The sequence below is a fragment of the Streptomyces sp. NPDC052299 genome (assembly GCF_040679335.1).
Classification (GTDB): Bacteria; Actinomycetota; Actinomycetes; order Streptomycetales; family Streptomycetaceae; genus Streptomyces.
In genome coordinates, this window is record NZ_JBFAUP010000005.1 from 414,795 (window position 1) to 426,224 (window position 11,430).

An 11,430-nucleotide genomic window follows, 5' to 3' on the forward strand; every position below is an offset into this window, starting at 1 on the left:
AGCTGCCCGCCCCCGGCAACTCCCCTATCGTCGTGCTGGTTTGCCCAAAAACGGACGACGACGTGGAGGATGACTGTGCGCTACCGCGAGCTGGGTCGCAGCGGACTTTCGGTGTCCGAGATCGGCTACGGAGCCTGGGGCATCGGGGAGTCCAGCTGGGTGGGGGCGACGCGGGACGAGTCGCTGCGCGCCCTGCACCGGGCCGTCGACCTCGGTGTGAACCTCATCGACACCGCGCGCGGCTACGGCGAGAGCGAGCGCATCGTCGGGCAGGTGGTCCGCGAACGGGCCGGTGACGAGGTGCTGGTCGCGACCAAGGTGCCTCCGAAGAACCAGGTGTGGCCGGCGGCGGACGGCACGGACCCGGCGGACGCGTTTCCCGGGGAGCACATCCGCAGCAGCCTGGAGACCAGCCTCGCCGCGTCCGGCCTGGACCACTTCGACGTGCTCCAGTTCCACGTCTGGAACGACGAATGGCTGGGGCGCGGGGACTGGCTGGAGACGGTCGCGGCGCTGAAGCAGGAGGGCAAGATCCGCCTGTTCGGGGTCTCCGTCAACGACCATGCGCCGGAAAGCGCGGTCGCGCTGGTGCGCAGCGGGGCCGTGGACAGCGTGCAGGTCATCTACAACGTGTTCGACCAGGCCCCGGCCGAGGAGCTGCTGCCGGCCTGCGCGGAGCACGGTGTCGGGGTGATCGTCCGGGTCGCGCTGGACGAGGGCGGGCTGACCGGCCGGATCACCGCGGACTCGACGTTCCCCGAGGGCGACTTCCGCAACCGCTACTTCCGGGGCGACCGCCCGGCCCAGGTCGAGCGGCGCGTCGCGGCGATCGTGGCGGACCTGGGCATCGAGCCGGACGCGATCGCGGAGCACGCCCTGCGGTTCGTCCTGAGCCACCCGGCGGTCTCCACGGTGATCCCGGGGATGCGCAGCGTCCGGAACGTGGAGCGCAACACCGCGCTCAGCGACGGACAGCCGCTCACCGCGGAGCAGCTGGCGGTCCTGGCCAAGCACGGCTGGCCGCGCAACTTCTACTCCTGAGGGACGGCCGCGTCCGCCGGGGTCTTGGTCCACGGGCTCACGCCGAGCCGGCCCGTGGTGCCGAGGTCCAGCTCCGGGGTGACCGTCACGGGCGCTGCCCCGGGCTTCGCGGTGACCTCGACGTAAGGGGCGTCGACCGGGTCGCCGTCCGTGGTGGTGTTCCGCCAGGCGAGGTTGGCGTACGCGCTCTCGCCCGGGCGCAGCGTGACCCGGCGGGGCTCGGCGTCGCCGCCGATGCCGGTGGAGATCGCGGTGGTGCCGTGCAGGATCTTCACCCCGGTCACCGGCTCGCGGTCCTCGTCGAGGAGCCGGAGCGACGGGTAGCCGTTCAGCTCGTAGTCGGTGGTCCCGCAGTTGGCGAGGTGGATGCCCACGACGCGCAGGCCCATCGCGGCGTCGCCCCGGTCGTTGGTGACGCGGACCCCGGAGGACGGGCAGTCGCCGCCCGCCCCGTCCGCCGGAACGGCCCGCACCTTCGTGATCCGGGCCCGGTACGCGCGGGCCGAGCCCGGCCCGTCCTCCGCGTCCAGGGGCCGCCGCACGGTCCGGCCGGGGCCGACCGCCTCGACGGTGCGCGTGAGGGTGTCCATGGCCTCGCCGAACCCGTTGACCAGGGTGAACGTGATGGTGAAGGTGAGCGGTTCGTCGTCCGTGTTGGTGACCTCGAACCCGGTGGACGGGGCGCCGGAGGGGCCGCACTCGCCACTGACCACCCGGACGTTGTCCCAGGTCCGCCCGGCGGGGTCGGGGAGCGGCGCGAGGGAGGCACAGGTCGCGGCGGGCGAGGCGGAGGCCCCGGCGGTCTCCTTCCCGCATCCGGTGAGCAGCGCGGTGCTCGCGAGGGCGGCACACAGGGCGAGGACGGGGGCGGGGCGCATCCGCCCAGAAGATCAAAGCGGGGCCGGGCGGGCTGTGCGCCAGGTCACATATCGCGTCACGGTGGCGTCACAGCCGGCGGCGGGGAGGGCTCCCCGCCGCCGGACTGACGGTCAGTCGAAGATCGGGCCCTGGGTGCGGGTGCGCTTGATCTCGTAGAAGCCGGGGATCGAGGCGACCATCAGGGTGCCGTCCCAGAGCTTCGCGGCCTCCTCGCCCTTGGGGGCCGGGGTGACGACCGGGCCGAAGAAGGCGATCTGCTCGCCGTCCGCGCCGGGGACGGCGATGACCGGGGTGCCGACCTCCTGGCCCACCTTCTCGATGCCCTCCTTGTGGGAGGCGCGCAGCTCGGTGTCGTAGGTGTCGGAGTCCGCGTGGTCGGCGAGCTCGACGGGGAGGCCGACGTCCTTGAGGGCGCTCTCGACGGCTTCGCGGGTCGGGCCCTCGCCACGGTTGTGGAAGCGGGTGCCGAGCGCGGTGTAGAGGGGACCGACGACCTCGTCGCCGTGCAGCTGCTGGGCGGCGACGACGACGCGGACCGGGCCCCACGCCTTGTTCTCCAGCATGTCGCGGTACTCGGCGGGCAGCTCGTCGAGCCGGTCCTCGTTGAGCACGGCCAGGCTCATGACGTGCCAGCGGACCTCGACGTCGCGGACCTTCTCCACCTCCAGCATCCAGCGGGAGGTCATCCAGGCCCAGGGGCAGAGCGGGTCGAACCAGAAGTCGACGGGGGTCCTGCCGGTCGCCGTGCTGTTGTCAGACATCTCTCTCCTCGAACGGGCGGATCGCGTCGGTGAACACGTCTGTGCGCCAGAACACCGGACGACGCTCCGGCCATTCCCGCCCGCGGGTCCGGAACGCGGCATGGGAGGATCAAACTATTCGAACGTGACACAAAGGAGTGTGCCGTGCCCGGCGAGAACCTGTCCCGAGACGAGGCCCGTGAGCGGGCCGAGCTGCTGACCGTCGACGGTTACGACGTCGAACTCGACGTCCGCTCCGCGACCGGCGGCCCCGGCCGGGACGACACGGCGGACGGTCCGCTGACCTTCCGCTCGGTGACGACGATCCGGTTCCGCGCGGCGCGCGGCGGCGCCTCGACCTTCGCGGACCTCATCGCCCCCTCCGTCAACGCCGTGACGCTGGACGGCACCGCGCTGGACCCGGCGGCCGTGTTCGACGGGGCGCGGATCGCCCTGGCGGACCTGACGGAGGGCGAGCACGTCCTGGTGGTCGACGCGCAGTGCGCGTACAGCCGGACCGGCGAGGGCATGCACCGCTTCGTGGACCCGGAGGACGGCGAGGTCTACCTCTACACCCAGTACGAGCCGGCGGACGCCCGCCGCGTCTTCGCCAACTTCGAGCAGCCCGACCTCAAGGCCCCGTACCGCTTCCGCGTCACGGCCCCCGCCGAGTGGACGGTGTGGAGCAACGGCGCCGAGGAGTCCCGCGAGGGCGGGGTGTGGCGGTTCGCGGAGACCGAGCCGATCTCCACGTACATCACGGCGGTCGTCGCCGGTCCGTACCACTACGTCACCGACTCGTACAGCCGGACCTTCGAGGACGGCACGACGCTGGAGATCCCGCTCGGCGCGATGTGCCGCAAGGGGCTCGCCAAGCACTTCGACGCCGACGACATCTTCCTGATCACCAAGCAGGGCCTGGACTTCTTCCACGACAACTTCGACTACCCGTACCCGTTCGGCAAGTACGACCAGGCGTTCGTGCCGGAGTACAACCTCGGCGCGATGGAGAACCCGGGCTGTGTCACGTTCCGCGAGGAGTACATCTTCCGCGGCAAGGTGACGCAGGCGGCGTACGAGGGCCGGGCCAACGTCATCCTGCACGAGATGGCGCACATGTGGTTCGGGGACCTCGTCACCATGCAGTGGTGGGACGACCTGTGGCTCAAGGAGTCGTTCGCCGACTTCATGGGCGTCTTCGCCATGGTGGAGGCCACGCGCTTCGAGGACGGCTGGATCACCTTCGCCAACAGCCGCAAGTCCTGGGCCTACCGCGCCGACCAGCTGCCGTCCACGCACCCGATCACGGCCGACATCCGTGACCTGGAGGACGCCAAGCTGAACTTCGACGGCATCACGTACGCCAAGGGCGCCTCCGTCCTCAAGCAGCTCGTGGCGTACGTGGGGCGCGAGGCGTTCCTGGAGGGTGCCCGGCGCTACTTCAAGAAGCACGCGTACGGGAACACCCGGCTCGGGGACCTGCTGTCGGTGCTGTCCGAGACGTCCGGCCGGGACATGACCGCCTGGTCCCGCTCCTGGCTCCAGACCGCGGGCGTCGACTCGCTGACGCCGGTCGCCACCTACGACGCGGCCGGCCGGATCACCGAGCTCGCCGTCCTCCAGGAGGCCGCCGAGTCCCACCCGGAGCTGCGCCCCCACCGCGTCGCCGTGGGCCTCTACAGCCGCAACACCGCGGGTGAGCTGGTGCGTTACGCGCGCGCCGAGGCGGACGTGTCGGGTCCGCGCACCGTGATCGAGGAGCTGGCGGGGGCCGAGCGGCCCGAGCTGATCCTCGTCAACGACGACGACCTGACGTACTGCAAGGTCCGCTTCGACGAGGTGTCGCTCGCCACCCTGCGCGCGCACCTGGGCGACATCACGGACCCGCTGGCCCGGGCGCTGTGCTGGTCCGCCCTGTGGAACCTGACCCGGGACGGGCTGATGCCGGCCCGCGACTTCGTCTCGCTGGTCCTGGCCTTCGCCGGGCGCGAGACGGACATCGGCGTCCTTCAGATGCTGCACGCCTGGACGCGCGGCGCGCTCGTGAACTACGCGGCCCCCGCGTGGCGCGAGGAGGGCGGCCGGGCGCTGGCCGAGGGCGCGCTCGGCGAACTGCGGCTCGCCGATCCGGGCAGCGAGCACCAGCTCGCCTGGGCCCGGTTCTTCGCGTCGGTCGCCGCGTCGGACTCCGACTTCCAGCTGCTGGCCGGGCTGCTCGACGGCACCGCCCGGATCGACGGGCTCGACGTCGACCAGGAGCTGCGCTGGGCGTTCCTGTCGCCGCTGGCCGCGCACAGCGCGGCCGACGAGGCGGCGGTCGACGCGGAGCTGGCCCGGGACGACACGGCGTCCGGCAAGCGGCACCACGTGCGGTGCCTGGCCTCGCGGCCGTCCGCCGAGGTGAAGGCCCGCGCGTGGGCGGACGTCGTGGAGTCGGACGCGCTGTCCAACGCGCTGGTGGAGGCGACGATCGCGGGCTTCGCGCAGTCCTCCCAGCGGGAGCTGCTGGCGCCGTACGCCGCGCGGTACTTCGAGGCGATCGAGCGGGTCTGGGCCGAGCGGTCGATCCAGATCGGGATGGCCGTGGTCAAGGGGCTGTTCCCGTCCCTCCAGGACGACCCGGCGACGCTGGAGACGACCGACGCGTGGCTGGCGGCCCGGGCGGACGCGGCACCGGCGCTGCGGCGGCTGGTGCTGGAGGCCCGGGACGACCTGGCCCGCGCGCTGCGGGCGCAGGCTGCGGATTCGGTGGCCTGACGGCCGGGGGTCCTCGCCCGTGGCCGGACCCGGGCGAGGGCCCGTTCCCGAACGCCGGACGGGCCGGGTTGCCGATGCGGGACGGTGTCCTTGTCCGGGTATGTCGACGGGCCTGTAACAACGGTTAAAGTTCCGGCCGTCGGCGGGATACACCGGAGCATGACCCAGAACACCCCGCTTCACTCCGGCCGCTCCGTTCCCACCCGTGGGCGTCAACGCGTCGTCTCCGCCGCCCAGTTGAAGGCGATGGGCGTGCCCGTCGGGCGGGCCGCGGAGCGGTGCGGGGACGGCGGACCGTGGCAGCAGCCGCTGCCCGGCGTCTTCGTCCTGCACCCCGGCCCGCTCAGCGGCCGGGAGCGGCTGCGGGCCGCCCTGCTGTACGGGGGCCGCCCGCCGGCCTCCGGTCGGCGCCCGGCCCCATCGCGGCCCGAGGACCCGGCGTACGGCGACGCGGTGCTCACCGGCCTCGCCGCGCTCTCGTTGTACGGCTTCGCCGCCGCGCCGCCCGCCGCCTCCGTGGAGTGGGTCGACGTGCTGGTGCCCCGGGTGCGGCGGCTGCGCTCGGCCGGGTACGCCCGGCTGCTGCGGACCGCCGAACCGCCGGTGCCGGAGTGGGTGGACGGGCTACCGGTGGCCCCGGTGGCACGGGCGCTGGCGGACGCGGTGGCCGGGCTGGGGGACGCGGTGACGGTGCGCCGGCTGCTCACCGAGGCGGTGCGCGGCGGCCACTGCGAACCGGCGGTGCTGGTGGGCGAGCTGAACCGGGCGAAGGTGCTCGGCAGGCCGCAGGTGGTCGGCGCGGTCGACTCGCTGCTCGCGGAGGGCCGGGCGATGGCGGAGGAGCGGCTGTACGCCATGGTGCGCGCGCACGGGCTCGCGGAGCCGCTGTGGAACGTGGACCTGCGACTGCCCGGCGGCCCGCACCTGGGCCGCGTGGACGCCTACTGGCCGGACGAGGCGGTGGCCTTGGAGCTGGAGACCAGGGCCCCGCGCCACAGCCGCCAGGACGAGGAGCACGAGGCCGAGTGGTCGGCGTACGCGGCGCGGCGGGAGCACCTGGAACGGCTCGGCGTCACCGTCGTGCACGTCACGCCGAGGAAGCTGCGGGACGCACCCGGGCAGCAGGCGGCCGTGGTCCGGACAGCGCTGATGGCCGCGGCGGACCGGGAACCGGCGGCGTACGTGATGATCCTTCCCCGCTGAACCGGCGCCCCACACCCACGCCTCACGACCTCGCGCCGTCATGGCTGAAATTGCGTCCCGTATCGCCCCGTTCGTTCCTGCTGACGCTTCCGCACCAGTGGCGGAATTCCGCCATGTGCTCAACAAGCCCCCCACAACTCTCCACAAACCCCTGTCATTTACGAAAGGGTGAGCGGTCATCCGGTACCGATTTCCGGACTCTCTCTTTCACATACAGGGATGCTGATGACCTCCGAATCCCCCGGTTCCATACCCGGAGCGAGACGCGCGGCCCGGGTGGCGGCCGCCGCCGGTCTGGTGGCCGCTCTGGCCGCCAGCGGTGTCGCCCCCGTCTTCGCCGCCGACGACCCGGCCTCCGCCCCCGTCAAGGCCGCCGGCACCGCCCCCGCGGACAAGCTGGGCACCGCCGACGCCGAGGTCCTGACCAAGGCCAAGGCCAAGGGCGAGAAGAACGTCACGATGATGGTCGCGACCGCCCCCGGCGCGACCGAGCAGGTCACCAAGCAGCTGGACGCCGTCAAGGGCTCCGTGCTGGGACGGGCCTACGACAAGCTGGGCTACGTACGGGCGACCGTGCCGACCGCGACCGCCGAGGCCACCATCAAGGCGGCGTCGAAGCTCAGCTCCGTCCACGGCATCGATCTCAAGCAGGAGATCATGCTGGACGACCCGACGCCCGCGGCCGACCGGGCGACCGGCGCCAGGAGCACGGTGAAGTCCACCGGCAGCTACCCGGCCCCCGGCAAGAACACACCGGCGAAGAACCCGTACAACCCGTCCTTCGAGACGGGCGCGGTCGACTTCGTGAAGCAGCACCCGAAGGCGGACGGCCGCGGGATCACCATCGGCGTCCTGGACGCGGGCGTCGACATCGCGCACCCGGCGCTCCAGAAGACCACCACCGGTGAGCGCAAGATCACCGACTGGGTGACCGCCACCGACCCGGTGAGCGACGGCGACGGCACCTGGCTGCGGATGACGGACGCCGTCTCCGGTCCGGTGTTCACGTACAAGGGACGCACCTACAACGCGCCCAAGGGCTCGTACCGGATCAGCCTGTTCGCCGAGGCCGCCACCAAGGGCGGCGACATGGCGGGCGACCTGAACCGCGACGGCGACACCACCGACACCTGGGCCGTGCTGTACGACCCGGTCAGCGGCACCTCCCGGGTCGACCTGAACAACAACGGCGACTTCCGCGACGACACCGCTCTCCAGCCGTACAAGGAGAAGCACCAGGTCGCCTACTTCGGCGAGGACGACCCGCGCACGGACGTCGTGGAGCGCATCCCGTTCGTCGTGGAGAACCGCAAGGACGTCGTCTACAACGCGGCCGGCGCCATTTCCGACTACGTCTCCATCGGGGTCATCGAGTCCGAGCACGGGACGCACGTGGCGGGCATCACCGCCGCCAACGGCCTGTTCGGCGGCAAGATGAACGGTGCCGCGCCCGGCGCGAAGATCGTCTCCTCGCGCGCCTGCACCTGGTCCGGCGGCTGCACCAACATCGCGCTCACCGAGGGCATGATCGACCTCGTCGTGAACCGCGGCGTCGACGTCGTCAACATGTCGATCGGCGGCCTGCCGCCGCTGAACGACGGCAACAACGCCCGCGCCGAGCTCTACAAGCGGCTCGTCGACATCTACGGCGTCCAGCTGGTCATCTCGGCCGGCAACGACGGCCCCGGCGTCAACACCATCGGTGACCCCGGCCTCGCCGACCACGTCATCTCGGTCGGCGCCTCCGTCTCCAAGGAGACCTGGGCCGCCAACTACGGCTCGAACGTCACCAAGAAGTACGACATGATGCCGTTCTCCTCGCGCGGTCCGCGTGAGGACGGCGGCTTCGCGCCGACCCTGACCGCGCCCGGCGCGGCGATCAACTCGACGCAGACCTGGCTGCCCGGTTCGCCGGTCAAGGAGGCGGGCTACTCCCTGCCGGCCGGCTACTCCATGCTCCAGGGCACGTCGATGGCCTCCCCGCAGGCCGCCGGCGCGACCGCGCTGCTGCTGTCCGCGGCGAAGCAGAACCACATCGAGCTTCCCCCGGCCGACCTGCGCACCGCGCTGACCAGCACCGCCACCAAGATCAAGGACGTGCCCGCGCACGCCCAGGGCGCCGGTCTGATCAACATCGTGGACGCCTGGAAGCTGATCGCGAAGCAGGGCGCCCCGGCGCACGAGTACACGGTCAAGGCCCCCGTCGACACCGCGATCGACTTCGCGCTGAAGACCCCGGGCTTCGGCACCGGCCTGTACGACCGCGAGGGCGGCCTCAAGGCCGGCCAGAAGAAGACCTACGACGTCACGGTCACCCGCACCACGGGCCCGGACAAGAAGGTCGAGCACCAGCTCTCCTGGAAGTACAACGACGGCACCTTCTCGCTGGCGGGCCCCAAGAAGGTCTCGCTGCCGCTGGGCAAGCCGGTCACGGTCAAGGTCCAGGCGAAGCCGGGCAGCGCGGGCGTGCACAGCGCGATCCTGCAGCTGGACGACAGGAAGACCGCCGGCACCGACCAGCAGATCCTGACGACGGTCGTCGTCTCCAAGGAGCTGGCGAAGCCGTCGTACGCGTTCAAGGCGTCCGGCTCGGTGCAGCGCAACGGCACCACGTCGTACTTCGTGACCGTGCCGGAGGGCGCCAAGACCCTTGAGGTCGCGATGAGCGCCCTGCGCTCGGGCAGCCAGACCCGCTTCATCTCCATCCACCCGTACGGGGTGCAGATGGAGGACAGCGGTACGCCGTTCTGCTACCCGAACTACGAGAACCCGTCCAACACCTGCCGCCCGGACGCGCGCTCCTACCCGGACCCGCAGCCCGGTGTCTGGGAGATCGAGGTCGAGGCCCGGCGCACGTCGCCGCTGCTGGACAACCCGTACAAGCTGGACGTGGCGCTGCTCGGCGCGACCTTCGACCCGGCCGTGCAGACCATCGCCGAGGCGAAGATCGGCACCCCGGCCTCGGTCGACTGGACGGTCACCAACAACGCCGGCCCCCTGGAGGCCAAGCTCAAGGGCGGCTCGCTGGGCTCGGCCGACGTCGAGCGCCCGTCGATCTCCACCGGTGGCACGTACACCAAGGAGGTCACCATCGGTGAGGGCGTCGAGAAGCTGGACGTCGCCATCGGCGGCACGAGCGACGCCAACGCCGACCTCGACCTGTACGTGTACAAGGGGAGCGCCGAGGTCGGCGCCTCCACCACGGCCGGTTCCGAGGAGTCCGTCAGCCTGGTGAAGCCGGCCGCCGGCACGTACACCGTCGTCATCGACGGGTACGACGTCCCGGCCGGGACCACCGAGTACGACTACCGCGACGTGTACTACTCCGCGTCGCTCGGCACGATCTCCGTGGACGAGTCGAAGACCGTGAACCTGGCCGCGGGCGCGTCGGCCGAGGTCGGTGCCGAGGTGAAGGTGGCCGGTGCGGCACCCGAGGGCCGGCAGTTCTTCGGCGAGGTCGGCCTCGTGAACGCCCGGGGCACCGCGGCGGGCACCGGCAGCGTCGTGATCGAAAAGGTCACGCCGTAGCCACACGGTGCTGAACATGTGATCCGTACGACAGTGGGGCGGGTGCTCACCGGGCACCCGCCCCACTGTGCTGTGCGCCGCTCGTCCGCGGGCCGGACAATGGATTGGACAAGGCGGGCGTGGACATACGCATCATGGACCGGCAACCGTGCCCGTTCGTACGTCTGAGGGAGTTCCTGTGAAGGTCGGAATCGTCGGCGCCACCGGTCAGGTAGGCACAGTCATGCGCAGCATCCTGGCCGAGCGGAAGTTCCCGGCCGACGAGCTGCGGCTGTTCGCCTCCGCGCGCTCGGCGGGCTCCGTCATCGAGTGGCAGGGACGCGAGATCACCGTCGAGGACGCCGCCACGGCCGACTACACGGGCCTGGACATCGTGCTGTTCTCGGCCGGCGGCGCGACCTCGAAGGCGCTCGCCGAGAAGGTCGCCTCGCAGGGCGCCGTCGTGATCGACAACTCCTCCGCCTGGCGCAAGGACCCCCAGGTCCCGCTGGTCGTCTCCGAGGTCAACCCGCACGCGGTCGCCGACCGCCCCAAGGGCATCATCGCCAACCCGAACTGCACCACGATGGCCGCGATGCCCGTGCTGCGCCCGCTGCACGAGGAGGCGGAGCTCGAAGCGCTGACCGTCGCCACGTACCAGGCGGTCTCCGGGTCCGGTCTGGCCGGGGTCGCCGAGCTGCACGGCCAGGCCACCAAGGTCGTCGCCGACGCGGACAAGCTCACGCACGACGGCTCGGCCGTGGACTTCCCGGAGCCGGGCGTCTACAAGCGCCCCATCGCCTTCAACGTGCTGCCGCTGGCCGGGTCGATCGTGGACGACGGCTCCTTCGAGACGGACGAGGAGCAGAAGCTCCGCAACGAGTCCCGCAAGATCCTGGAGATCCCGGAGCTGAAGGTCTCCGGCACGTGCGTCCGCGTCCCCGTCTTCTCCGGGCACTCCCTCCAGGTCAACGCCCGCTTCGCCCGGCCGGTCTCCGTGGAGCGCGCGTACGAGCTGCTGAAGGACGCGCCGGGCGTCGAGCTGTCCGAGATCCCGACGCCGCTGCAGGCCGCGGGCAAGGACGCGTCGTACGTGGGGCGCATCCGCAACGACGAGACCGTGGAGAACGGTCTGGCGCTGTTCGTCTCCAACGACAACCTGCGCAAGGGGGCCGCGCTGAACGCGGTCCAGATCGCGGAGCTGGTCGCGGCGGAGCTCGCCGGCTGACGCCGGGGTTTCGCGGGGGTTCGGGGGCGCTGCCCCCGGGCCCCCGCTCCTCAATCGCCGGAGGGGCTTGAGAGG

The 11,430-nt window shown here is 71.6% G+C and carries 7 protein-coding genes; 5 read left to right on the top strand and 2 right to left on the bottom strand.

What is annotated here, in order from left to right:
- Positions 1-75: 75 nt before the first annotated feature.
- Complete coding sequence (locus tag AB0L33_RS11770; RefSeq protein WP_365680159.1) at positions 76-1,041, top strand: aldo/keto reductase; 966 nt, start codon at positions 76-78, stop codon at positions 1,039-1,041.
- On the opposite strand, the gene AB0L33_RS11775 is transcribed toward AB0L33_RS11770, so the two are convergent.
- Both AB0L33_RS11775 and AB0L33_RS11780 read right to left on the bottom strand, forming a co-directional pair.
- Positions 1,032-1,919 carry a DUF4232 domain-containing protein gene (locus tag AB0L33_RS11775; protein WP_365680098.1) on the bottom strand — a complete coding sequence of 296 codons (888 nt, stop codon included), beginning with the start codon at positions 1,917-1,919 and terminating at the stop codon, positions 1,032-1,034. The genes AB0L33_RS11770 and AB0L33_RS11775 overlap by 10 nt on opposite strands.
- 111 nt (positions 1,920-2,030) lie before the next feature.
- Positions 2,031-2,681, bottom strand: coding sequence for a DsbA family protein (locus tag AB0L33_RS11780; RefSeq protein WP_365680100.1), 651 nt, complete (start codon positions 2,679-2,681; stop codon positions 2,031-2,033).
- 144 nt (positions 2,682-2,825) lie between these two features.
- Between AB0L33_RS11780 and pepN the strand changes: the two genes are divergently transcribed.
- The 4 genes from pepN to AB0L33_RS11800 all read left to right on the top strand — a co-directional run bounded on the left by pepN (position 2,826) and on the right by AB0L33_RS11800 (position 11,355).
- A complete protein-coding gene (gene pepN, locus AB0L33_RS11785; protein WP_365680102.1) occupies positions 2,826-5,417 on the top strand; it encodes an aminopeptidase N in 2,592 nt (863 codons plus the stop codon).
- Positions 5,418-5,576: 159 nt separating this feature from the next.
- The gene (locus AB0L33_RS11790; RefSeq protein WP_365680104.1) at positions 5,577-6,620 is read left to right on the top strand and encodes a hypothetical protein; all 1,044 of its coding nucleotides are present in this window, start codon (positions 5,577-5,579) and stop codon (positions 6,618-6,620) included.
- Between the two features lie 219 nt (positions 6,621-6,839).
- Positions 6,840-10,148, top strand: a complete 3,309-nt coding sequence (locus AB0L33_RS11795) for a S8 family serine peptidase (RefSeq protein WP_365680106.1) — start codon at positions 6,840-6,842, stop codon at positions 10,146-10,148.
- A gap of 178 nt (positions 10,149-10,326) precedes the next feature.
- On the top strand, positions 10,327-11,355 hold the full coding sequence (locus tag AB0L33_RS11800) for an aspartate-semialdehyde dehydrogenase (RefSeq protein ID WP_365680108.1): 1,029 nt from the start codon (positions 10,327-10,329) through the stop codon (positions 11,353-11,355).
- The last annotated feature ends 75 nt before the right edge of the window (positions 11,356-11,430 follow it).